23 protein-coding genes are annotated in these 24963 nt (G+C 49.5%); 14 read left to right on the top strand and 9 right to left on the bottom strand.

The window, feature by feature from the left end:
* Positions 1-272: 272 nt before the first annotated feature.
* Positions 273-701, bottom strand: coding sequence for a hypothetical protein (locus GI364_RS18015; RefSeq protein ID WP_198850603.1), 429 nt, complete (start codon positions 699-701; stop codon positions 273-275).
* Between the two features lie 159 nt (positions 702-860).
* Complete coding sequence (locus GI364_RS18010) at positions 861-1703, bottom strand: pirin family protein (RefSeq protein ID WP_198850602.1); 843 nt, start codon at positions 1701-1703, stop codon at positions 861-863.
* A gap of 168 nt (positions 1704-1871) precedes the next feature.
* Between GI364_RS18010 and GI364_RS18005 the strand changes: the two genes are divergently transcribed.
* Entirely contained in the window at positions 1872-2408 is a 537-nt protein-coding gene (locus GI364_RS18005; RefSeq protein WP_198850601.1) for a YceI family protein, read from the top strand.
* Between the two features lie 268 nt (positions 2409-2676).
* Here the strand turns inward: GI364_RS18005 and GI364_RS18000 are convergent, their stop codons facing one another.
* Positions 2677-3237 carry a hypothetical protein gene (locus tag GI364_RS18000; RefSeq protein ID WP_198850600.1) on the bottom strand — a complete coding sequence of 187 codons (561 nt, stop codon included), beginning with the start codon at positions 3235-3237 and terminating at the stop codon, positions 2677-2679.
* Positions 3238-3491: 254 nt separating this feature from the next.
* Between GI364_RS18000 and GI364_RS17995 the strand changes: the two genes are divergently transcribed.
* Positions 3492-4280, top strand: a complete 789-nt coding sequence (locus tag GI364_RS17995; protein WP_198850599.1) for an SDR family oxidoreductase — start codon at positions 3492-3494, stop codon at positions 4278-4280.
* Between the two features lie 364 nt (positions 4281-4644).
* On the opposite strand, the gene GI364_RS17990 is transcribed toward GI364_RS17995, so the two are convergent.
* Positions 4645-5397, bottom strand: coding sequence for a hypothetical protein (locus GI364_RS17990; protein ID WP_198850598.1), 753 nt, complete (start codon positions 5395-5397; stop codon positions 4645-4647).
* A gap of 158 nt (positions 5398-5555) precedes the next feature.
* Here GI364_RS17990 and galE point away from each other — a divergent pair, with 158 nt between their 5' ends.
* Positions 5556-6551, top strand: coding sequence for a UDP-glucose 4-epimerase GalE (gene galE / locus GI364_RS17985; protein ID WP_198850597.1), 996 nt, complete (start codon positions 5556-5558; stop codon positions 6549-6551).
* An 8-nt stretch (positions 6552-6559) separates the two neighbouring features.
* Entirely contained in the window at positions 6560-6688 is a 129-nt protein-coding gene (locus tag GI364_RS25160) for a hypothetical protein (protein ID WP_255524479.1), read from the top strand.
* 1227 nt (positions 6689-7915) lie between these two features.
* Here GI364_RS25160 and GI364_RS17980 read toward each other — a convergent pair.
* Both GI364_RS17980 and GI364_RS17975 read right to left on the bottom strand, forming a co-directional pair.
* Positions 7916-9253 (bottom strand): hypothetical protein, encoded by a 1338-nt coding sequence (locus tag GI364_RS17980; RefSeq protein ID WP_198850596.1) that lies wholly within the window; start codon positions 9251-9253, stop codon positions 7916-7918.
* A gap of 125 nt (positions 9254-9378) precedes the next feature.
* Positions 9379-10455 carry a phosphodiester glycosidase family protein gene (locus GI364_RS17975; protein ID WP_198850595.1) on the bottom strand — a complete coding sequence of 359 codons (1077 nt, stop codon included), beginning with the start codon at positions 10453-10455 and terminating at the stop codon, positions 9379-9381.
* A gap of 236 nt (positions 10456-10691) precedes the next feature.
* Between GI364_RS17975 and GI364_RS17970 the strand changes: the two genes are divergently transcribed.
* From GI364_RS17970 to GI364_RS17930, 9 genes are all read left to right on the top strand, one after another.
* Positions 10692-12209: an efflux RND transporter periplasmic adaptor subunit gene (locus GI364_RS17970; protein ID WP_198850594.1), complete on the top strand. Its 1518-nt coding sequence runs from the start codon at positions 10692-10694 to the stop codon at positions 12207-12209.
* Positions 12209-12940, top strand: coding sequence for an ABC transporter ATP-binding protein (locus GI364_RS17965; protein ID WP_198850593.1), 732 nt, complete (start codon positions 12209-12211; stop codon positions 12938-12940). Before GI364_RS17970 ends, GI364_RS17965 begins: the two co-directional genes overlap by 1 nt.
* Positions 12931-14139, top strand: coding sequence for an ABC transporter permease (locus GI364_RS17960; protein WP_198850592.1), 1209 nt, complete (start codon positions 12931-12933; stop codon positions 14137-14139). Before GI364_RS17965 ends, GI364_RS17960 begins: the two co-directional genes overlap by 10 nt.
* Positions 14140-14194: 55 nt before the next feature.
* Positions 14195-15385 (top strand): S1C family serine protease, encoded by a 1191-nt coding sequence (locus GI364_RS17955; RefSeq protein WP_198850591.1) that lies wholly within the window; start codon positions 14195-14197, stop codon positions 15383-15385.
* A gap of 117 nt (positions 15386-15502) precedes the next feature.
* Positions 15503-16189, top strand: coding sequence for a response regulator transcription factor (locus GI364_RS17950; RefSeq protein WP_198850590.1), 687 nt, complete (start codon positions 15503-15505; stop codon positions 16187-16189).
* Positions 16189-17556, top strand: coding sequence for a HAMP domain-containing sensor histidine kinase (locus GI364_RS17945; RefSeq protein ID WP_198850589.1), 1368 nt, complete (start codon positions 16189-16191; stop codon positions 17554-17556). Before GI364_RS17950 ends, GI364_RS17945 begins: the two co-directional genes overlap by 1 nt.
* Before the next feature lie 231 nt (positions 17557-17787).
* A complete protein-coding gene (locus GI364_RS17940; RefSeq protein ID WP_198850588.1) occupies positions 17788-18171 on the top strand; it encodes a hypothetical protein in 384 nt (127 codons plus the stop codon).
* A 3-nt stretch (positions 18172-18174) separates the two neighbouring features.
* The gene (locus GI364_RS17935) at positions 18175-19200 is read left to right on the top strand and encodes an FAD:protein FMN transferase (RefSeq protein ID WP_198850587.1); all 1026 of its coding nucleotides are present in this window, start codon (positions 18175-18177) and stop codon (positions 19198-19200) included.
* A complete protein-coding gene (locus GI364_RS17930) occupies positions 19191-19832 on the top strand; it encodes a ferric reductase-like transmembrane domain-containing protein (RefSeq protein ID WP_198850586.1) in 642 nt (213 codons plus the stop codon). The genes GI364_RS17935 and GI364_RS17930 overlap by 10 nt, the downstream gene beginning before the upstream one ends.
* Before the next feature lie 17 nt (positions 19833-19849).
* On the opposite strand, the gene GI364_RS17925 is transcribed toward GI364_RS17930, so the two are convergent.
* The 3 genes from GI364_RS17925 to GI364_RS17915 form a co-directional block, all read right to left on the bottom strand.
* Positions 19850-20767 (bottom strand): pseudouridine-5'-phosphate glycosidase, encoded by a 918-nt coding sequence (locus tag GI364_RS17925; RefSeq protein ID WP_198850585.1) that lies wholly within the window; start codon positions 20765-20767, stop codon positions 19850-19852.
* A 102-nt stretch (positions 20768-20869) separates the two neighbouring features.
* Entirely contained in the window at positions 20870-21826 is a 957-nt protein-coding gene (locus tag GI364_RS17920) for a carbohydrate kinase family protein (RefSeq protein WP_255524478.1), read from the bottom strand.
* 3 nt (positions 21827-21829) lie between these two features.
* On the bottom strand, positions 21830-23074 hold the full coding sequence (locus GI364_RS17915; RefSeq protein WP_198850583.1) for an aminopeptidase: 1245 nt from the start codon (positions 23072-23074) through the stop codon (positions 21830-21832).
* A gap of 380 nt (positions 23075-23454) precedes the next feature.
* Between GI364_RS17915 and GI364_RS17910 the strand changes: the two genes are divergently transcribed.
* Positions 23455-24825, top strand: coding sequence for a S1C family serine protease (locus GI364_RS17910; protein ID WP_198850582.1), 1371 nt, complete (start codon positions 23455-23457; stop codon positions 24823-24825).
* Positions 24826-24963: the final 138 nt, after the last annotated feature.

The following is a 24963-nucleotide window of genomic DNA, read 5'->3' as shown; positions in this document are numbered from 1 at the left end:
TCCTTTGTGAATATAAGCGGGTTCGTGTTGCAAACTCCCTGTGAACTTTAACTTCACGGAGCTAGTTGGCGGCATGACAATAGAGTCACGCCAACTTAAACAATGCGCGAAGATGAAAGCTGTCCTGAACAGTCAGGACAGCTTATCAAAATCGTTATCTTCACTCGGTCATGGCTGCGACTGTTACTTCATTAAACCCTAAAACTCAACCCTAAAACTTAAACCTAGAGCTACACTAATCGCGATTCTCCGCAGGACACACTTGAGATATACTACTTGGAATGGCTGACAGCCGTCCAGAGTTTAAGAAAGTCGGTCTGCATTTGTTGCCCGAGTGTTGCCAAATCGTGTTGGATGCTTTGCAAAGTCGATTGAATCTGTGACAACTGGCGATTTTGCTGAGCATTTGTCTGGGACTGCTGTACGAGTGAATGCCGTATATGACCCAGCGATCCCGAAACGTTATGCATCCATAAGAGGGCTGCCACTACTATTACGGCTGAAAACAAGACAATAGTAAACGTTCTCCAAAATCGGAGCTTTCGTTGGGATTTTACCGGTTGATAACTAGGTCTAGAGCCAGATTGTATGCGGCTGGTCTGGTTTGGTTGTATGTTGTCTTTTGCACCTGAGTCCACAGCGGAGGGAGAATACCGACTCCCTGTTGAATCAGTCTTAATCAACCGATATTTTTGAGCCATAGTGATTTCTCCTCCTTAGTAAGGATTTGCGCCCTACTATAAGCCTACTCGCTCAGTAGTGGCGCATGTTACGAAGGGTATTGAGAGATCACCATAAGTCTTCGTTGGCTGTGACTCATTTCTGTACGTCGGAGTCCGAGGTGTTTAAAGCGTCCGTTTCTAATGTGCAAATTTTCCTGATTGATAGTCGTCAAATGCTTGAGCGATTTGTGCTTTGGTATTCATGACAAAGGGACCATATGCGACTACAGGTTCATGCAGTGGGCGTCCCGCATATAGGAGTACGCGCATTTTTGTGTCGGCATGAATTTCTACTGAACTATCCTCTGCTCCGTCTGCATTTCCGAGCCACAAGACTTGCTTCTTTGCTCCTTCGACTTGATTGGAACCGAATTTTCCTTGTCCCTCAAGCACGTACATAAATCCATTGTAATCTGCAGGCAGGTCCTGGCTGATGGAAGCGCCTGGTTTCAGGTTAATTTCTACCATAGTCACTGGAACGTGGTTTTTAGTGGGCGCTTCCACGTCTGCAGACCGTCCTGAGAACACACGGATAAGCGCCCCTTGTTCTCGGCGTACAGGCATATCCTGACTTCGGAGATTTTGATACCTGGGGGTTGTCATTTTTTGTTCTTTAGGAAGGTTCACCCACAGTTGGAGGCTGTGCACTGTTTCTCCGTCTGCGGGATCCTCTTTGTGAATCACGCCTCCTCCGGCAGTCATCCACTGCACGTCCCCCGGCGAGAGTTCTCCATCTCCGAATTTGTTGTCGTAGTGTTTTAAGTGACCGCTAATGACATAGGTTACAGTTTCAATGCCGCGATGAGGGTGTACATCAAAAGTCCCTTGTTCAAACCAGTCTTCCGCCAGGAATAGAAACGGATCGTTGTGTTGCCAATCCCCAGGCTGTAACACCATCCCAACAGAGTGAATGTTGCTGTCCTGTTGTGCTTCGATTGTCCGGACACTGCTAATCTCGCGGTGTATTCCTCTGTTATTCATATGACTTAGTGTGCTCCTTTCCTTCAAAACCTACGTATTTTTTGTTAAACTCGTGCGTTGAATTTAATTATGATAACGAAAAGAGCATAGCATATCTAATTGACAAAACGTAAGTGACTATTGTAAAGTAATATCGAAGACACACACATCTGGTGAAGGAGGATATAAATGGCAAAAGCGAAGTGGGCAGTAGACGTTGCACACAGCAGTATTGACTTCTCCGTAAAGCATATGATGGTATCCAAGGTGAAAGGGACATTTCAGAAGTTTGACGCTGCTATTGAGGCCGATCCCGAAGATTTAACCACAGCTAACATTAGCTTCTGGGTTGACGTAGCAAGTATTGATACAAGAAATCCCGACCGCGAGGGACATCTGAAATCAGGTGACTTTTTCGACGTTGAGAATCATCCGGAACTGACTTTTAACGCCACCAAGATTGAGAAGACAGGCGACGGAAAATATGATGTCACCGGTGATTTAACGATTCGCGGTACAACCAAACCGATTACTTTTGCTGTGACATATGAAGGTTCAGGTAAAGACCCTATGTCTGGAGACGAAGTAGCAGGCTTCAGCGGAGCGGCAACCCTGAATCGAAAGGACTTTGGATTGGTCTGGAACGTTGCTCTGGAAACAGGCGGCGTGCTCGTTGGAGACCAAGTCAAGATTTCGATCGAACTGGAAGCACATAAGCAGAACTAGGGGTTATGGCTGTTCTTGTTCATTACAGTACTTGTTGATACATGTTCATCATTTGGAAACATTGTAAGATTTAACTGAAAATCTAGTTGACATTGAAGCAGGATAAGCCCAACGGCTACTATCCTGCTTCAAGTTTGTATTGGACCGAAAGTTATGAAGACCGTTTTTCCAGATTCGTGTGAATCATTGTATGGGACACTTCGCGAGGCCCGTCCTAGCAGTTGTAATGAAGGGCAGCCTTATTTGGACAGTATTCCATAGAAACAAATTAAAATGGGGGCATCTGTTGCGGCGGACGCTGAGTTGGTGAGCTTGATGTATTGGTGACAAAGTCTCGGAGATGAAACGTCAGGCTCGGGTCGGGAACGTCGATGCCGGGAACGGGATCGCCAGTCACTGTTGTTCGGCCGGCACCGCCAAGTACTTGGATTTCCAATTTTCCGGCCACAACCTGGTTGCGCTTAATCTCGTAGTCGCCAGTACTGGTAATGCGAAGGGCACCGCTGCCTGCCAAATCGCTTACCTTGAACATGGATAAATCGAGATCGATCTGCAGACTTTTCTGAGGTGAGATATTTGTCGGTCCAATCGAATAGACGGGTGCATTCGATGCGAAGAACACAAAAGGCAAAGTTGTTTTTCCAAATGATTCCGGTGCCGAAGCCTGCTCGATATCTAGGGATGCCGACAGATCGCGCTTCGTTGGGTTCGTCACGATAATCGTTAATCTATCGTTCTCATGTTGCGGGTGGTTATTATCAGAAACCCAAAACGGCCCGGAGTAAATCTTGGGTTTATTCTCGTGTTGATTTCGGTCCATGGGATACATCTTGAATCAGCCTCCATTACAGTGCGTTCGTCAACTTGCCTGGTTGCTGCAGAGTTTTGTGAGCCTCTGGTAATAAACTGCCATTTGAGGCTGCCTTAGTTCCGAATTTGTTCTCTATGTATCCTATGCAGTACAAACGCCTGTGTGCAGACCATCACAAAAATGGAGTGCCGTCAACGGAAAGTGCTATGATAGTGCAGGATGATGGATGATGGATGATGGATGATGGATGATGGATGAAAGGGGAAATACAGGTGGATCTCAAATTGGCCGGCAAGTCAGTTCTGGTCACTGCTGCCAGCAAAGGCTTAGGGAAAGCATGTGCGATACAGTTTGCAAGAGAAGGCGCTTCAGTGACCATCGCCAGTCGCGACGAAACGAATTTGCGGGACGCTGCTGCGGACATTGAACGGGAAACAGGTATGAGGGTCCATACGTGTGTGCTGGACGTGAGGAAAAACTCGGATATTGAGAGGGCAATTGATACTGCAGTCGCTGCCACTGGTTCTCTAGATGTTTTGGTGACCAATGCGGGTGGTCCTCCTGCTGGCGGATTCAGCAACTTTAGTGACGACGATTGGGAAGATGCGTTCAATCTGAACCTAATGAGCATGATTCGGCTCGTACGTTCGGCTCTGCCGCATTTGAGAGCAGGTAACGGAGGCCGAATTGTTTCAATAACATCTTCATCGATTCGGCAGCCGATAGATAACCTGATTTTATCGAACACAATTAGGGCCGGAGTGCACGCTCTCACGAAGAGCCTGGCGTCCGAGCTGGCATCAGATAACATTCTTGTCAATACGGTTGCACCTGGCCGTATCTTAACAGACAGAGTCATTCAATTGGATACAGCGATTAGCCAACGTACGGGTATGGATATGGAGACGGTACGCAATCAGTTTGTGAAAGATATACCTGTCGGACGGTACGGCGACGCGGACGAGTTTGCAAAAGCAGTTGTCTTTTTATCATCGTTTTCCCAGTCTTACATAACCGGGCAGGCACTACTCGTAGACGGCGGCATGATAAAGGCACTGTAGTGACTGTAGAGACTGTAGTGACTGTAGTGACTGTAGTGACTGTAGTGACTGTAGTGACTGTAGTGCGCTGTTACGCCACGGATTCAAAGGAAAGTTCCGAGAAGGTTTCAAAGGCAGCTTCGTTCTTATGTTCGTAATCATTCCCGCCCACTAGTACAAGCTCAGTGCGAAAGCGAGGGAACTCAGAACAATTGCGGCTGCTATGGCAGACATGATTTCTTTCCAGGTATAGGTGTGCATTGGGCTAGCCTCCCTCATCGTTTGATTTGAAGGTGATTGGACGGAACCAAGAGACGGCAGGTGCCGGACAAGAATGTGGCCGGCACCCAGCCGAGCGTCTGTGCGAGTTGTAAAGGATGGTTATCTAATCGTTTTGTACAATCTGCAAAATCTGCTTCTTGGAAGACACGATTCGCTGTTCGACAGGAATTAATTTCTGTAGGTCTGTTGTCAGAGCGCTCCAATCCTTATTCTGGCGATGACTCTGAACGGACTGTACAATAGACTTACGTTCTTGTTGTGCGTCTTTCAGTGTGGAGCGCACCGGAGCAACCTTCGCTTGAAGCGCTTTTCTTGCTTCCTTATAAGCTTTCATTTTGTCTTTTGGTACTAAGGATTCAACTTGTTTTCTCAATTGCTCTGCATCAGCGCGCTGACTCTTGGCCTGCTCAATCAGGGGTGCCCTTGTGGTCTTTAGTTTCTGTACGGAGGCTTTGTCATGTTTGGCCCTGGCGTCTTTGATTTGTTGGTTGATGTCCTTAATTTGTGCGTGCAGCTTTTGTTCCGTAGCCCGTATGTCTTTCAGCTTGCTGCGAAGCGTCGAGAGTTGGGTCTTTTCGGCATCAGACAATTGGCTCATTGGGTTTTGGTGTGAGTCTTTCCATTTAGCATGGGCTGCTTTTAACTGCGCGTTGATTTGTTTTTCAGTCTCTCGGATTGTTTTCAATTGTGCTTCATAGGTTTTCAACTGTGCCGGTTTCGTCGTATGGTTAGTTTGTTGCACGGCGGGTTGAGTGGTTTGGGCGAATGTAGTTGGAATACTGTAGGTCAGTGCGCCGACGATAGAGGCGGTTGCAGCTAACCCTGTAATTGTCATCCATCTTACTTTCTTGTTCATTACTCATCCTCCTGAGTATCTTGCTTAGACTTGTGGCGGATACCACATACATAGAATGTCCAAAAATTTTTAAAAAAGATTTAAACGGTGAAAATTCACTTAGACTTCGGTAGACTCATTTTGATGTCATTGGTTTCTACACTGGGGAGGACTGTTCAATGTCTGTTTTAGTTACCGGCGGAGCTGGTTATATCGGAAGTCATACAGTGGCTGAACTGGTCAGTCACGGGGAGCAAGTCGTTGTGGTTGACAATCTCACAACAGGTCATCGAGAGGCAGTACTGGATGGTGTTCCGTTTTATGACTGCGACATCAGAGAGTCAGAACAAATGCGCAAGATTATACGGCAACATGAGGTCGATTCTGTGATTCACTTTGCAGCCAACTCCTTGGTCGGCGAGAGTGTGCAAAATCCTCTCAAGTACTATGAAAACAACGTTGGTGCGACGACGCGCTTGCTTTCAGTCATGGTTGAAACAGGAGTTAAGAGGATAGTGTTTTCGTCAACGGCAGCCGTGTATGGGGAGCCTGAAAGAATGCCGATTGATGAGCGTGATCGTAAAACTCCAACCAATCCTTATGGTGAAACGAAACTGGCAATAGAGAAGATGATGGACTGGTCTTATGAAGCCTATGGCTTACAGTCAGTTCGGCTGCGTTATTTTAATGCTGCAGGGGCACATCCGGACTTGCCTATTGGAGAGGATCACAATCCAGAAACACACCTGATTCCCATTATTCTACAGACTGCATTGGGTCAGAGGGAACAGGTCAGCATTTTCGGTTCGGATTATCCCACAGAAGACGGTACTTGTGTCCGCGATTATATTCACGTCATGGATTTAGCCAGTGCCCACCGTTTAGCTGTTGAGCGGCTGCGCTCAGGCCAGGTAACAGCAGAGTCCTATAATTTGGGGAACGGTAACGGATTCTCGGTACAGACGGTTATCGAAGTCGCACGTAAAGTTACAGAAATAGCGATTCCAGCGGAAAAAGCAGATAGACGGGCAGGCGATCCCGCAGTCTTAGTGGCATCGTCCAACGAAGCAAAGCGGGCGCTGAACTGGAACCCGCAATTCGACGATCTGGAGACCATGGTAGCTACAGCCTGGAAGTGGCACAAGTCTCATCCTGCAGGCTACGCGGGCAACTAGACAGCGCGTTGGGGCAGAAGCAAAGAGAGGAAGAGGAAGAGGAAGAGGAAGAGGAAGAGGAAGAGGAAGAGGAAGAGGAAGAGGAAGAGGAAGAGGAAGAGGAAGAGGAAGCTGGCAGGACTGGCGTGCGGGGTTAGTGATCGCAATGATCCTTAACGGTGCTGGCCCAATGGGATTGGGATCCCAAAGATCCCTAATGCTCCGGGCCCGGGAACATTAGTGATCGCAAAGCTCCCTAATGTGGGAGGGGGCAGAGGCGGGCGTATGTGATAGGGAGCAACGGGATCCCTATTCTGGACGGCTACTGGGGATAGGGATCGAATCGATCACTATTCTTTGGAGCGCGTCGTGATAGGGAGCAAAAGGATCACTAACCAGCGCGCGCTGGCATTTCGGAGAACTGAGCCCAGACGAAGAACTTGCACCGGCTCTGCTGTGCATCGAACTGGATGTAACAGTATTCTGAGTTAATAAATTCCGTCATTCCGCTTATGTCTTGTTCAAACCCGTTCCATCCTGTCGATCCCGCTGCCGTCGCAGGCTGGCAGGACTGGCCGTGCGGCAGTTAGTGATCGCAATGATCCTTAATGGTGCTGGCCCAATGGGATTGGGATCCCAAAGATCCCTAATGCTCCGTGCCCGGGAACGTTAGTGTCATAGATGATCCCTAATGTGGGAGGCGGCAGAATGGAGCGCGGGTGATAGGGAGCAACGGGATCCCTATTCAAGACGGCCCGCTTGCAATAGTGATCGAATGGATCACTATTCTTTGGAGCGCGTCGTGATAGGGAGCAAAAGGATCACTAACCAGCGCGCGCTGACATTTCGGAGAACTGAGCCCAGACGAAGAACCTGCACCGGGTCTGCCGTGCATCGAACTGGATGTAACAGTATCCTAAGTTAATAAATTCCGTCATTCCGCTTATGTCTTGTTCAAACCCGTTCCATCCTGTCGATCCCGCTGCCGCCGCAGGCTGTCAGGACTGGCGTGCGGCGGTTAGTGATCGCAATGATCCTTAATGGTGCTGGCCCACTGGGATTGGGATCCCAAAGATCCCTAATGGTCCGTGCCCGGGAACGTTAGTGTCATAAATGATCCCTAATGTGGGAGGCGGCAGAATGGAGCGCGGGTGATAGGGAGCAACGGGATCCCTATTCAAGACGGCCCGCTTGCAATAGTGATCGAATGGATCACTATTTTTTGGCGCGCGTCGTGATAGGGAGCAAAAGGATCCCTAACCAACGCGCGCCGGACAGGGAACGGGAGCCATTCATCCGCGAGGCAGGTTGAGGACAAAAAACCGGCACGCGGGACATTGTGCCGGTTTTATCATCGATTCATGAGACCGCATCTGGTCTATTGTTTATTTGCTCGGCGTGATGATGCTGTTTCCTGTAATAGAGCCGCCGGAACTGCCAGATCCTCCGGAGTTTCCTGAGCCTGATGATGTGCCGGATGAACCGGTCGATCCCGTTGAACCAGACGTACCGGTGCTCCCCCCTCCAGAACCGCCTTGACTGCTCTGGCCGCCGCCCTGATTGCCGGATGAAGAACCGCCTTGGCCGCCGGATGATGAGGACGAACCTGTGTTACCGCTGTTGGATTTCTTGGACGATCCGGCTGGCCTTGTTCCGCCTCCACTGGACTGGTTGGCGGTTGCTGCGCCGGTTTGCGCAGACGGGTCAAAATAATACACCTTTCCGCTTGCCTGTAGAAGGTACAAGTTGCCTTGCCAATTCACAATACTCTGATTGTCAGGTAGCGTGATGGTCTTCTTCGTTTTAAGGTTCGTCATTTTTGTTGACCCTACACGGTAAACTTGATTCTTGTACATGAACAACTGTGAGAAGGGTATTGGAGACGACAACTTCAGCAGTGTTTTTGATCCATTTTTCCAACTGGAAACCGTCTTTAAAACAGTTGCTGAGCCGCTTTGATTTAGCTGAGCATAGGTCAAAGTATTATTATTAATATGGAGTAATTTGGCATCCCTTGAAATTAAGTGACTCGCTGAAGTATGGAAGTCATATACCCAAACGTTGGGTTGGCCGTTGGCTACATCTTGATAATAGAGTTGATCGGATGTTTGGGACACCATTAAATTCCGAACCAATCGCCCTGACAGTGGATATGGAAACATCGTGTTATTCGTGTTAAAATGGTATTCTAGGGATTTATTAGATCCTCCTAAGAGGACATATACATCATTGGTATAGGGACTGAAGGCCACATTCTCAAGTGATGCGTTTTGTTTGTACTGTTTAAAAACGTGAATTAACCGGAATGTTTTGCTGTTCACGTCAAACGTATTAAAACGAATGTTTTTTAACCCATTTTGGTCCGGATTTTCAGTTCCCACAATCAGTTGGCTGTTATCAATCCACTTGATAAAGTCCGGCTTGTAGCTCAGAGGCTTATTCACAAGGACTTTGCCAGACTGTGTGTCAGTAACCAAAAAAGTATTCTTTGCGGTTATATAGGCAAAGTTTGAATGGTCCGGACTCAGGGCATACAGGTGATGTTGCAACTTGGTTGTACCAATGTTTGAAATCAGATGAAAATCGCTCTGGCTGTATTTTCGAACAGGAGAGACTTGGCTGTTCGGGGTCAACTGCTGGTTGTAGTGATGAAAAACACCAACCTCTGCGATTGTGATAACAGCCAGCCAGATTGTCCACCTGCGTAGTGTTTTGCTTTTCAATTACTGTCCGCCTTTCCGTCTTTCTACGGTGTGCCTTTCCTCTCTCTACTACCCGGCTTCCGTCTTGCGTTGTACTGCGTCTCTCAACTGCCTGGTTTTCCTTTCACCGCGATGACAAATTTTCTTTAATTACCTGTGCTGCTGCCGCTTCCAGACGAAGATCCGCCCCCGGATGCAGTGCCGTTGCCAGATGACGATCCGGTTCCAGACGAAGATCCGCTTCCAGATCCAGATGTGCTGTTCCAACCTTCAGGCATGATGGCGATGGCTGTAGCCACTTTTCGCTCACCCAGAATGTCCGACGGGTGATTTATGAGTTTTCCGTTTTCAACGAGAGTCGTGCTGGAACCGCCGTCCAGGTTTACTGCCACGGTTGCGCCGTATTGCAGCATTAGGTTCTGAACATCAGTCAGTGTAGCCCCGACGTGTTGCGGGGTTCTCCCGTCTGTCTCAATCAATATAATGGTACCGTCTTTCCTTTGTCCAATGGCTGCCCTTGGCGCGTAGCCCCAGCCGCCGTTGCCCTGCATAAGACCTTTGCCGTTTTGCACCAAGACAGGGCCGAATGACAGGGCCTCATCCACGTGCAGTTTTTTCAATTGCGGCAGAGAATAGGCGCCGGCAATCATTGCGCCCTGTTGTGTGAACCCAATAACTGGGGCCTGCTTACTGTTGTCAGACTGGACGACTTTCCCGTCAGCGATGGTGATGCCGATGGGAATGCCGCCGGTCCCCTTGTAATGACCGTCTCGGAATCCGCCTCCGTTGATGGCAGCAACGGCTCCGTATTCTTTGGCCATGGTACTGACCGACTGTCCGACGTTACCGAGATGTTTGGTGACCAAAACCCTCAATCGCTTGGGATCGCGAATCAGCATAATTTTGGCGGAAAACGTCTTTCCATTGTACGTCTTCACCTGAATTGAGTTGTTGTGTACGCTTTGGTAATTCATATGCGCCATGACAGGACTAGTACGCACCTTGGTATTCCTAAGCTGAGGCGCATGAGCGCTGATGTATGAAACTGGAAGAGTATACATAGACAAGGGTCGCAGTAAATAGCCGTGCATCGACGTTGTCAAAGAATCAACGATAAAGAGTTTTACATTGGGAAACGGTCCGTGAAATATGAGCAAACTGCAGGATATGAAACCATATATCATCGTGATTGCGACAAAGCGAATGAATCGCAGCAGTCTCACTGAATCTGTCACTCCTATCCGACCATGGGCTTTCTATATTATCTATCATGAATCCTGCCAGATGTCTTCGTAAAAAGAAAAGGTTTTTTTGTCCAGCCTCCACATCTTCTCCATATCATTTACAAAGCTTCTCCATCAAAGAAATGCCCAGAAACAATAGACTTAAGATGTCAAAAACACATCAAAGGCGAACTGCAAAAGTTCATATTGTCACGGTTACTGAAGGAGGCCGTAAAGTGGAATCAAAAGATTCGGCAGCACTCGAAGAGGACTTATATCTTAAGAAAAAATCATGGTGGAAACGGCCCTTTCCTTGGATTGCGGTCGTCGTCATTGCAGCTGGCGGCAGCACATATGCAATCGTGCGCCAGCATACGACTGCTTCAGCATCTCCAGCTTACCAGATTCGATGGATTCAGGCATCAACCGGTACAGTTTCCCAGGCGGTGAGTTTCTCGGGCACTCTCGAACCAACCAATCAGGCAACAGTGTCTGCCAGCGGCACGTTAAAGTCCGTGTCTGTGAAGGTGGGACAGAAAGTAAAGAAAGGACAAGTGCTGGCTCATCTTGACACAAGCAGTCTGGAACTGCAACTGGAACAGGCCAAAGCTCAGCTTTCCAGCGCACAGGCTAAATTAGCACAAGCACAGGAACCAACTACAACGACCGTAAAGGGTCAAACGCAGACAACACAGCCCGATCCGAATGTCGTAGCGCAAGCACAGGCATCAGTGGACCAGGCAAATGCCAACGTGATATCCATCGAAAATCAAATCTCTGCTTGTACTATTACCAGTCCGATTTCAGGAACCATCATGACAGTGGCTAATCCAAATTCCTCCACTTCTACAAGCTCGTCAACCTCGTCCAGCACGGGAACAGGCTCAGGCGGCGGCTCAGGAAGCCTATCGGGAGGAGGCAGCGCATCGGGTAATACGATTGCAACGATTACTGACCTGTCGTCTTCGCATTTTGAGGTCCAAGCCAGTGTTGCACAAGCGGATGTGTCCCAGGTACACCCTGGTCAACAGGCGAGAATTTCGCTGTCTTCAACCGGTGGGGGATTCTTAACCGGGAAAGTGAAAAGCGTGCAGCTGATCCCGCAGACATCCAGCGGAGTCACCACCTATCCGGCCATCATTCAGGTTGATAAACCGACTCAGTCAGGAATCACGATGCTTCCAGGCGCCAGTGTGTCTGTGGAAGTCACGGAGAAGCAAGCGAAAAACGTTGTTACCGTACCGACAGCGGCTTTGACACAGTCTCATGGACAAATCGGCGTGTATGAAAAGGCGGGAACCGGCGGTGCGAGCGGCTCAGGTGCCACAGGCGGGTCTGGCGGGTCAAGTGCCAGCTCGGGTGCAAACGGCAGGTCGGGGGGGAGTTCGAGTAACGGCAGCAACGGACAATCCAGTGCAGCTAAAACCCAGTCTGCAAGCACAAGCAACGTACCGTCGGGGTTGGTATTTCATCCTGTGAGCGTGGGGCTGTACGGAGGGAATACAGTGCAAATTACAAGTGGTCTGAAATCGGGCCAGCAAATCGCCTTGGTCTTGCCGATTGCAAGTCAATCCAGCGGCAGTAGCAGCAGCAACGGCGGCAGCGGGAGTGCTTTCCGCGGAATTGGCCGGTTGAGCGGAGGCGGTGGATTTGGAGGGGGAAACTTTAACCGTGGAGGTACCCGCAACAGCGGGGGCAGTGGCGGTGGAAGTGCAAGCCGCAGCAGTTCCAGTCGCACAGGGGGTGGCAACTAATGCCGCCCGTTATCGAACTAAAGAAGGTGTCGAAGCGATATGATACCGGACCCGTGTCATTTTACGCGGTGCGTGATGTGAACCTGCAAATAGAAGCTGGTGAGTTCGTAGCCATTATGGGTCCGTCCGGATCTGGAAAATCCACGATGATGCACTTGATGGGGCTGCTGGATGAGCCTACGTCCGGAGACATTCTCGTGGACGGCATCTCGACTTCACTGCTTACCGAGAAATCACTTTCACGTCTGCGCAATCAGAAGTTGGGCTTTGTGTTTCAAAGCTATAACTTGTTAAGCAGGACTTCGGCGCTGGAAAATATTGCACTGCCGTTGTGGTATGCTAAGCAACCCGCAGGGCATGCCCGTGCCCAAGCTGCTCGAGCGATGAAAAGAGTAGGTATGGACCCTGCCAGTAAGGGGAGAAATCATCCTAATCAGTTGTCTGGCGGACAGCAACAAAGAATTGCCATTGCCAGGGCAATTGTAACGGAACCTAGTATGATTTTGGCAGATGAGCCGACGGGCAATCTGGACAGCCACTCCACGGATGAAATTCTGTCCTTGTTCCAGTCGCTGAACGATGAAGGAACAACTGTAGTTATCGTAACCCACGAAGACTACGTGGGGGAACACGCGAAGCGAATCATCCGGTTTCGCGATGGCAGAATTGAGCGTGAAGAACGGGTCGAGCGACCGCGGCGGGCGAAGGAGGGTGCCTCAACATGGGCTTAGGGAGAGTACTCAAAACATCGTTCTCAAGTCTCTGGCATAACCCGCTGCGGACTGCTTTAACCTTGCTTGGGATTATCATCGGTGTTGCAGCAGTGGTGGCACTCATGAGCATTGGCAGTGCTACGACGAGCAGTGTCACGTCCAGAATCGAGGGTCTAGGAACCAATTTGCTGGTGATTTCACCAGGGCAATCCGTGCAAAACGGTATCAGCCAAGGCTTGGGTACAGCGAGTCTTACCGCAAAGGACGTGACGACACTTAAAAACAGCAACGACTTTGCGGCAGTTGCGCCGGATGAGACGACGAGATCGCAGATATTGTATGGTGCCACTAACTACCAGACCACCATTGAAGGAAGCACTCCGGCTCTGTTCACGGTGCGCAACTTGAAGATCGCCAAGGGACGGGAGTTTAACCTGGAGGAGCAAAACGCACGCGCCGATGTCGGCGTAATTGGAACAACCGCGGCACAAAACATTTTTGGCAATGCAAATCCGGTGGGCAAAACCGTTTGGGTCAGCGGAATTCCGTTTCAAATTATCGGCGAGTTGCAATCACAGGGGTCGTCTGGGCCGACCAACCAGGATGACAAGATTATTGTGCCGCTGTCTACGTTGCAGTCGAGACTAACGGGATCGACTGACCCTAGCACCATCTACTTGTCGGCCAAAAGCGGCCAGAGTATGACCGCGGCACAAAACGACGCGACAAGTATTATGCGCCAGAGCCACGGGCTAAGCTTCACCCAATCCAATGATTTTACCATCACAAACCAGGCATCCCTGTTGAGTACATTGCAGGGCGTGTCCTCTACCATGGAAGGATTCCTTGGCGGAATTGCCGGCATATCCTTAATTGTAGGCGGCATCGGAATCATGAATATCATGCTGGTATCTGTGACGGAACGCACCCGCGAAATTGGATTGCGCAAGGCATTAGGGGCAACTAAAGGCACCGTGTTGCGGCAATTTCTCGTGGAGAGCGGACTTGTGGGTATTCTCGGTGGCGTAATAGGAATTGGGGTCGGCAGCGGTGCAGGTGTGATGATTGGCAAGATGATGAGTACACCCGTTCAGATTAGTCTCACCGCGGTGTGGATCTCGTTTGTCGTATCCCTTGTTGTAGGCGTGATTTTCGGCATCTACCCGGCATTCCGTGCAGCCTGGCTCTCACCAATCGATGCTCTGCGATTTGAGTAGGCGGACATCACCCGATTTGAGTAAACAACATCACCCAATGAAGGGATGAGGTACAGTGGAAAAACGCGGGTTGCAACAGAAGCTGCAATCAGTCGCAAGGTGGGGACTTGTTGTGGTGGTCTCTGGAGTGAGTGGAGTTGGTGCGACGCTGGCGTTTACAAAGTTTCAACAACAGCCTCAAAACGCAGTGCAGACTGCGGGTGTCTCGCAAACAGTTGCACCCGTCGACAAGTTGACAGACGTAACGGTTGGAGAAGGGATTACGAAAGTTGCAAAAGCAGATTCGAAGTCTGTATTCCCTGTAGTAAATTTTCAATCGGCCGGAAGTCAATCTTATGCGACAAGTCAGGGTCAGCTTCAGGAATCAGCCGTCGGTACGAGTGTGTTGTTCGCAAAGGATAGTAAATACGGGTATTTGATTACCAATCATCATGTCATCTCCGGGGCCAGCAAAATTGCAATAGTATTGGAGTCAGGAAAGCAGCAAACCGCTGATTTGGTAGGGTCCGATGCCTACACGGATTTGGCCGTGCTGCGGATCCCGTTGACAGCAGTGAAAAACATCCCGCCGATTCCGTTTGCCAACTCCAATCAGATTCAAGTAGGGGAACCCGTGGTGGCCATCGGGACACCAATGGGGTTGGATTTTCAGGATACGATTACATCTGGTATTGTCAGTGGAAAGGAACGCCTGATGCCAGTACAGGATGAAGCGACGAACACCACGATTAACTACCAGTCTGTTATTCAGACAGACGCAGCGATTAATCCTGGTAACAGCGGCGGTCCCCTGCTTGACCTGCAAGGTGATATGATAGGTATAAACAGCAGCAAAATCGTCGATCCCAGTGTACAGGGCATGGGCTTCGCAATACCGTCCAATACGGTGCAGAAAATTGCGAAGCAACTACTTCAGACGGGACATGCGATTCATCCCGCGCTCGGAATTGAGGGTGTGTCGTTGAACACAGTGCCTGAATCGCTGCAACCCAGTGTTCCTGTCAATTACGGTGTGTACGTGCACACCGTAACGTCAAAAGAGGCACAGGCTGCTGGGCTCACCAGCGGTGACGTGATTGTAGCGGTTGATGGAACCACCGTCCAAACGATGGCAGACTTACGAGCGGTATTGTTTGAGTTAACACCTGGAAAGAATGTGAAGTTACAAGTCTACCGCGGGAGCAAGAAGCTGACGCTCACTGAAACAGTTGGAACGTTGGGCACAGCCGTACCAAATACCCGTTGACACGGGGGTCGAGGACGGCTGCGGACGGGGTCGGTTCCGCAGCAGCGGTCCAAAGCCGTGGGTATGCCCGCAGCCGACTGGGATTGATGCTGAATTTTATGACGAGGATGACAGCGCATGAATGAGAGACTTCTGATTGTGGACGATGAGCAAAAGGTTATTGATATTCTCCAACCCTTTCTGGAAGGAGAAAAATTCAAAGTTGACACAGCGACAACCGGTACGGAGGCTCTTCGAAAAGCCGCAGAGTTTAAGCCTGAATTGGTACTCCTGGATTGGATGCTGCCTGAGTTAAGCGGGATTGATGTCTGTCGTGAACTAAGAAAAGCATCCAATGTCGCGATTATTATGCTGACGGCCAGAACCGAAGAGACGGACCGCATTATTGGACTGGAATTAGGAGCCGACGATTACGTGACAAAGCCGTTTAGCCTGCGTGAGTTGCTGGCTCGGATTCGTTCAGTCCTGCGGCGTTTGAATCCGCAGACCGATGAGGCAGAACTGTTGCAGCGGGGCGATCTCGTTATCGACGAAGCCAGCTTTCGCGTCTTCAAGCGCGACGAGGAAATTGTACTGACACCTGCGGAGTTTCAGATACTTGTTACGCTGGCCAACCGTCCTGGTGTTGTGTACAGCCGACTGCAGTTATTGAAGGCGACAATGGGCGATGAGTACCTGTACTACGAGCGTACGATTGACAGTCACATTAGTCACCTGCGTAAGAAAATCGAAGACGACCCGTCTGCTCCGGACTACATTCAAACAGTCCACGGCGTTGGGTACCGCTTTGGGAATCCCAAATAATGAAACTGAGAGACAAATTTCTCATTGCCTTGGCCAGCTTGGTTCTGCTTATGGCAGCAGTGTTTTTTGCCTTGTCAGAAGGGTACACAGCTCATTTATTCAAGAGCTATGCAACAACTGCAGCCAAGCAAGAAAGTGTAAACCAATGGGTGCAATTTTTACGATACTACTACTACTCTAACGGGAATTCGTGGAATAATCTGGGATTCCTTTTGAAAAACAGCCGAACGCTGCATGAGGCCCTCAGAAATGAATCACTGACATTAACGGATACGCAGAATCACGTCATTGTGCAGACTTCTGTGCCAAATGTGAGAGGCAAGTCTGTCCAAGTGACGGAGCCCATTACATCTGTTTCCGGGAAACAAGTGGCTACTCTGACCGTGCGCGACTGGAGCAAACGCAATCAAAACCTATTTCAAATAGAGCAAGGACTTCTTCACTCCATGACAACAGCTACTGTACTTGGTTTGTTTGCAACCGCACTGGTTGCTGTTCTGCTAGGTGCGTGGCTGGCGAGCCGCATTACGAGGCCTTTAAAGGACATGACGAAAGCCATGCACAAAATCGAAGAGGGTGACTTGGAGACACGTCTCTCCCTTGATACGAAAGACGAGTTTGGTCAAGTCGCCTCGGCTTTTAACCAAATGATTGATCGCCTGTATGAGACGGAACAGGCACGGCGGCATCTTGTTGCCGATGTAGCCCACGAACTGCGAACACCCTTGACCATTATGCAAGGAAAGCTGGAGTTGATTCAGCAAGGGGTGGAGCCTGCCGAGCCGAGTACACTCCTCCCCATTCAGGATGAAGTGTTTCGCCTGACGTCGCTGGTTCAGGATTTGCATCGGCTTTCTCTGGCTGAAGTTGGCCAACTTCCGTTACACAAAGTGCCTACAAACATTGCACAACTGGTTGAGCGTGTTGTTGAGAATTTTCAGGTTGAGGCTGACGACCACGATATCCAACTGCGCTATGAATCCATGGACGATACGAACATAGACCTCCGCATAGACCCAAATCGCATCACTCAGGTGTTTGTTAACCTGCTTGGCAACGCGATGCGATATACACCAGGAGAAGGTACAGTGACCGTCTCTATGAACGCGACGGCTGAAAGTATTGCTGTCGCGGTAGCGGATACTGGAAACGGAATTGACGAAGAGCATCTGAGTCATATTTTTGACAGGTTTTATCGAGCGCAGGCGGACAGGTCCCGCGAGACCGGTGGAACGGGTCTGGGCCTGGCGATAGCCAAAGAGTTTGTCGAAGCCCACAACGGAACGATTGAGGTTGAAAGCAAGGTGGGGAAAGGTACGACCTTTACCGTGAGCTTGCCTCGAGAGAATTCCCCTGCTACTTCGTGACAGGACATGTGTTCAGGGTCGGCGGGACAACGCGACGACGCGTATCCATACAACTTAAGCGGGAGAGTCAGGCGAAATCAAGTGTGGCTCTCCATAAAATCTCCACATCGTCATAAACTCTTCATAATATAATCTGGATATACTAATGAACGTAGCTTCAGAACAACCAAAGTCAGAAGATAATCCATCTTGAAAGAAGCCATGGAATAATCCTTAGGGAAAGGAACGAAGATGATGGGGACCCCGACTCATGAGCAAAAGCAGTTAGAGAAAGAGCTCCGCAAACGTCGCCGGAACCGCTACATGATTTTATCGACTTGGGGAACGACCTTAGCGGCCTTTGTTGGATTCTTCACCATCTGGAACCACTTGGCCTCTGCCAGTACGCATTCTGCTGCGCAGGGAACCACAGCGGCATCCAGCACTGCATTTTCTTCCGGTACAACGCATCACCGCCACGATGATGCGGGCGGTGATAACGGCGGCTTTTCAGATGACAGGTCTTTTTCACAGTCGGGACAGACAGGTTCAGGAAGCGGTACGACCAGCAGTCAGAGCGGCAGTGTAAATATAAGCCCCAGCCAAACGCCAGGCTTTACATCCCGAGCTTCTTAAGCAATGAAACAGAGAAATTTTAAAGCCATGGGTACTGAAGTTACGTTGGCCGCATTCCACGAAGAAGACGCTGGAGTGAAGTGTGAGAGCGAGTCATCGAAACTGCTGCAAGCGGTGGAAGAAATCATCGTGGCGCTTGAACGGAAGCTCTCCCGGTTTATTGAAGGCAATGAGCTATACAGACTCAATCACAGTCAGGGCACTTGGTTCGATGCAAGTAGTGAACTGACAGGTGTCCTTCACGCAGCCGATTCTGCATTTAAACACAGTCAGGGACTGTTTCATCCTTTTCTGGGAACGACTATTGCCGGATTAGGGTATAAGACATCCTTTCACCTGATGGACAGAGTGAATGGAAAGCAAGGTGTAACGGTGTCTTCCGTCACGGAACTACCTGTCACTTCCGGTGGAACGCCAACCGACAGTACTCAGTCCGATACGCTTGTGTCTTTTGCTAATACGTCTTCGGATGATGCATCTGTGAATGGCCGCACTTCAAGTCCGTTGGAGTGGTCTGAACATTATGACAATAGAGTGAAGCTCCAATCTGGATATGAGGTGGACTTGGGAGGAATTGCGAAGGGGTGGATTGTTGAACAGGCTGCCAAATTCCTTAAGGACAGGTCAGTGATGAACTTCGTGATTGATGCTGGTGGGGATATGATTTGCAGCGGGTCGAAGGGAGGAAAACCTTGGACCGTTGGCATTGAAAACCCCGTTGTGTCTGGTCATGCTTTGGTGCTCGACCTTCAATCAATGAGCATTGCTACGAGTGGGACCTATCGACGGCGTTGGAAGTTTGACGGTCAGGAAGTCCACCACATCATTGATCCGAGAACGTTATGGTCTGCACAGACGGATATTGTCTCAGCATCCGTGTTGCACCCAAGTTTGACTGAGGCAGAATGGATGGCAAAAACACTGCTCATCCAAGGGAGCAAACTTGGCATCGAATGGCTGCAGAAGCAACGCAACAACGGCTGGGTTGTGGTACTGCGAAATGGGGAGGTGAGACACGCGTGGATGTGATTGATGAACGACAGACAACACCATTGATGTTAAGCATTGTATTCGTAACACTGATTGCGCTGTTTTCCTTTGCATATGTCCGCGTAGCGGGGCTGGCACCCGCACAGGCTGACCTTCGTTTTTGGTACATGGCACGAGCGTCCGGACTGATTGCATACGTTCTCTTGTCATTAACAGTTTTACTTGGCGCAACCGGGAAAGCAGCAATATGGGACGGGCTTCGTGCGAGACGCGTCGTTACGCTGGTGCATCAGTTTTCTTCGTTGCTGCTAATCCCGTTTCTTGCTTTGCATTTACTCGGACTGCACGCCGATACGTCAGTGCCATTTTCCTGGAGACAAATGCTGGTGCCAGGTACAGCAACCTATCGAGTCGCAGCAACTGCAGTCGGCACCATCGGATTCTACGGCATAGTGCTGATTCTTCTGAGCAGTGTACTGCGACGAAAACAGTGGATAGGTATATGGCGTTTCATCCACTACCTGACGTTCCCGGTGTTCGTGCTGGTGACAATACACGGCATATGGGCTGGCACCGATGCACATCAGGCTTGGGCTTTGTTAGTCTACTTTGCTGCAGGGACAGCTTTTGTGATTACACTGCTACGCCGTTTCGTTTTTCCAGCAGGATAAACAGGGGCTACCATTCTTCACACTGTTCCTGAGTTGAGAGCCATTGCAATCTGGGCTCCAACGTGAGCGTTGGAGCGCACGAGCGCAATGTTTGTCGTGAGGCTTTCACCGAGAGTTAGTTCCTTCACCCTGTCGAGCAAAAACGGCGTAACCGCCTTCCCGTGAACACCTTGCTTCTCCGCCGCTTCCAGCGCTTGATTGATAACAGTGTCTATCTGCTGACGGGGGAGTTCATCTTTCTCGGGAACCGGATTTCCTATTACGGCTCCGCCTTTAAGTCCCAAATTCCATTTTGTTTGAAGAAATACTGCCACTTGCTCCGGTGTGTCTAATTTGTAATTCGCTTCAAATCCGCTGTGTCTGGAGTAAAAGGCAGGAAACTCGTTGGTTTGGTACCCAATCACAGGTACGCCGTGGGTTTCCAGATACTCCAGCGTGAATCCAATATCCAAAATGGATTTTGCTCCTGCACACACGACAGCCACATCTGTTTTGGAGAGTTCAAGCAGGTCTGCTGAAATATCCATGGTATGTTCTGCACCACGGTGCACACCTCCAATTCCTCCCGTAACAAAGACCGATATCCCGGCCAAATTCGCACAAATCATTGTCGCTGCGACGGTAGTTGCACCCGGTTTTCCGGTCGCCAAGGCGTAAGGCAAGTCGCGTCGGCTGACTTTCAACACATCGTCTGTCCGAGCGAGGAGTTGCAGTTCTTCTTCAGCCAATCCTACGTGAATCTTTCCGTCCAGAATGGCAATGGTTGCAGGAACTGCCCCTTCATCGCGGATGATTTGTTCGACTTCCAGGGCTGTTTCGACATTCACTGGATAGGGCATGCCGTGGGATATAATTGTTGATTCGAGGGCGACAATCGGCCTCTGCTGTGCTGCAGCCTCTGCGACTTCCGCAGAGAATTGAATCCATTTATTCATAAATGAGCCGTCTCCTTTGTTGCCGTGGTCCGAATTTCTTCAGTTCTTTTGAAGTTGCAATCGGTGCCTTTTGAACTTGTATGCTCTCTTGTCAGATTGCTCTTAAGTCTGCTGTGTGCCCCACTCTTTCAGAAACAGCGGTGTGATGCTCGAAGATACGGTTTCCGTACTTTGCAAGGTTTCTTTTGCGACGGACAGTCCCAACTGTATGGCCACAGAGAGCGTACACTCCAGTGCATATAATCCGTAGGTAACTCCGCTGGCAAATGCGTCTCCCGCTCCCGTAACCTCCGCAACGTGCACTTTTGGAACAGGTTGCACGAGCACTTCTCCGGAGTCAGAGACAACCAGCACCTCTTTAGATCCTTGTGTGACCACTACGTTGTGGCAGCCTCGTTTGTGCAATTGTCTGCAAGCTTCAGTTATAGCGGCCGTGGTCTGTGTTTGGCTCGTCAGCCCCATTAAGCACTCCAATTCATCCCGGTTTAAAATGAAAAGAGAAACGCCATTTAAGTCATTTGGAATTCGCTGTACTTTTGGTGCGGACACCGGAACAATGCACAGTTTCAGATTCTTGCTGCGACAGTGCTGAATCAGATAATCTATCGTTGGCGCAGGCAGATTCGTGTCAGCGACAACGATGTCAGCTTGTCCAATCGTGTCCCACTTTCCCCCTACCCGCTGTACAGTAAACAGGTCATAGATTTGCATGTCCGCCATTGCCACGGCCAGGCTTCCGTCTCGGTTCAGTACAGCAGTATAGTTTCCTGTTTGCGCACTGGGGACAACCTCCGTTGTGACAGTGTCTATACCTGCCTGTTTACAGTGGGAAATGAGGTGTTCTCCTTCAGAGTCGGGGCCGACCAGAGTATACAGGCCGACGCGTCCTCCCATTCGAGCCAAGTTTTCTGCGATGTTTCTCGCCACACCGCCAAAGGTGTGAGAGGACACGGACGGATTTGACGTTTCCAACTGAAGCGGGACAAGACTTTGGATTTTCCTATCCACGTTTGCCCCGCCAATACATAAAAACGAAGTTTGTCTCTCCACTGCATGCATGGTTCAGGTAAGGGATGTTGCCCAGTTTCCATTGCGGAAGATAGGAACTGTCTTACCGTCTTTGGTCTGTGCATCAATGGTTAACTGGTTCGAACCAATCATGAAGTCAACGTGCTCCAGACTGTCATTAAGACCATGCTGCTCCCACTCACTTCTGTCGATGTTTCTTCCGTTCTCAATAAGTGGATATGCCATGCCGATGGCGAGATGGCATGAGGCATTTTCGTCAAACAAGGTATTGTAGAAGAGCCGACCATTTTCTGAAATCGGGGAGTTTACGGGTACAAGAGCAAGTTCCCCGAGATAATGGCTGCCTTCATCCGATTCAATGATGCCCTTTAACGCATCATATCCGGATTTGGCTGAGTATTCGACAATGCGTCCGCCTTCAAATCGAAGCTTAATTCCATCGATGAGAGCTCCGTTGTGGTTCAAAGGCATGGTACTTGAAACGGTCCCGTTTACACCGGTTTTCAGGGGAGCGCTGAACACTTCCTCTGTGGGCATATTGGGAACAAAGTTTACACCTTCCGGAGTCTCCTTTGAGGCGGCCGTCCAGAAGTGTTTTTGGGGTAATTCAATGGTCAAGTCTGTTCCCGGCGCTTGATAATGCAATTTGTGAATGTGGAGGTCATTCATCCAATCAGCGCGTTTTGAGAGATTGGCCAAGTGTTCTTTCCATGTTTCCACTGGATTAGGGCCATCCGCGCGGGAGCAATAGAGAATATCCTTCCACATCGCGTCAACGCGTTGTGCAGCTGGTAATTCAGGATAGACTTTGTCTGCCCAGGCCTGGGTCGGAAGTGAGAACAGGGACCAACTGTAATCATCGTTTGTTCGTCTTTGGTTGAATGCCTGAAATGCGGTACGTGCAGATTTTGTCGCTTGAAGGACTCGTTCTGAGTCCATGCCGTCAAATAAATCGGGATCGGACGCTGGGATAGCTATGTATGCCGCACCTTCTCGAGCCAATTGCTCAACCCATTCAGCCTGCCATTTATAACGTGCCGCTAAAGTATCCAAATCACCGTGTTTGACAGTTTCTTTCAGCCACAACTCGTCTCCCCAGTCGACTTGGACAAAGCGTGCCCCGGCTTCGTACGCGACTTCTGTTAAGATGCGTACGAACTCGATGTGTTCAGGGTATACCTGTCGGGAACCAAACCCTATGACAAGGTGCTGACCCGGTTGCAGGTTGACGCCGACTTTGACAGCGAGTTCAGCATATTTTCTCCATTTTTCTTTCAAGCTCTGTTCATCTCCCTAAAATAGTAGTGCGGTGTGAACCGTTCCTCTTCATGATAACAGACTGGCAGGCAGATTACTTTCACTTTACATCCACCGTAAACGGGTAAAACTCATTTGGCAATTTTCTTTTGGTATCTAATTAAGAGTCTGTATCATATCGGACTCTCAAAATTCTAGTAACGTGGTTTGAAATAGACTTGATGTGGCTATGCTAATTTACTGAACCGTAACGGATATGTATAGCACGCGCGACCTGCTGCCTATCGGCAAACGCGGCGATTTTCTGCAAACAAAAACAATAAAATCTCCATATAATCTTTACAGTTCGCAAGGTGCTATATGCTAAACTTTAGTAAGAAGAAAGGAAGGAGGTTGAACATATGGGGTTCTACAGCAATAAAGACAACAGACCAAAACTTGAAGGAAGAGGTTGGAGTCGTGTCGCCGGCTGGACAGCGACTGTTGTACTTTCAGCTTTGGTCGGTTCTGGAGCAACTCTATTTACGTTAACCAAGGAGCAACCCGCTTCAACCACTGGTCTTCTTACGACTAGCAGCAGTTCTACTCCGGTCTTGCAAACGGCCAACATAAAAACAAGTGATGCCACGGTGAAAGTGGTTCAAAAAGTGAAGCCCGCAGTGATGGGCGTCGTCAATTATACGAAGCAAACCAATTACTTTTCACAACAGAGTCAGTTGAAAGCGACCGGGGTTGGTTCCGGCGTACTGATTTTCAAGAATTCAAAATATGGATATCTGGTCACAAACCATCATGTTGTTGCGGGTGCAGCTAAAGTGGAGGTTGTCACAAGCAAAGGTGTCCACATTAAGGCTGACGTGGTCGGTTCCGATCCCTTTACAGACTTGGCGGTGGTACGCATACCGGTCAGCAAAGTGAGTAATGTCAACCCCGTTCCTTTTGCAAATTCCACGGAACTCCAAGCGGGCCAGCCGGTGGTAGCCATCGGTAACCCAATGGGACTCGCGTTTCAAGACTCGGTCACATCCGGCGTTATCAGCGCGACCAAACGCACGATGCCGGTTGAGACAGAGAGTCAATCAATTTTAGATTATCAAAGTGTCATTCAGACGGATGCAGCCATTAATCCTGGAAACAGCGGCGGACCCTTGCTTAACATGCAGGGAGATATTGTGGGCATTAACAGCAGCAAAATTGTTGCCCAGGGATTTAATAATATGGGCTTTGCGATTCCAGCTAATGAAGTCAAAAATATTGCTACTCAGTTAATGAAAAACGGGAAAGTGGTTCATTCAGAGATGGGGATTGAAGGCATCCCGTTGTCTCAGGTTCCTCAAAGTATGCTGGCCCAGATCCCTGTGAATAATGGGGTTTACGTTTACAAAGTGATGTCGTCCAAAGCAAGCAGCGCAGGATTGAAAAAAGGCGACGTCATCGTCTCAATTGACGGACACAAGGTGAGCTCCACAGCAGACCTTAGAACGTATATTTTTGAAAAGAAACCTGGCCAGACTGTAACGGTGCAAATTTACCGTGGTAAGACAAAAAAGACCCTGAAAATAACCTTGGAGAAGTATACACAAGTTCCGCAACAGCAATCATCCAGCGGCGGCTCTAGCGGCGGTTACATCGGTGGAAGTGGAAGCAGCGGCGGCTACATCGGCGGAAGCGGAAGCAGCGGCGGCTATATTGGCGGTAGTGGATCTGGCAGTTCCAGTAGTGGAGGGTCAAGTTTAAACCCGTTCTCCGCCCCAGGCATGTTTGGCGGTTAATGCAAATTATGCTTGGCGGTTGATGATAGATAAGTAAGCGAGTTACGAAGGGAGTTGCCTGCAACAGGTAACTCCCTTTGTATACGGTCAGATGGCAAGCTTCACACTTTATGACCATTTGTATCTGAAAATTCTATA

The organism is Alicyclobacillus sp. SO9, from assembly GCF_016406125.1.
Lineage (GTDB): Bacteria > Bacillota > Bacilli > Alicyclobacillales > Alicyclobacillaceae > SO9.
Note: the sequence above shows the minus strand (reverse complement) of the source record. Positions and strands in the feature narration are given on the sequence as shown.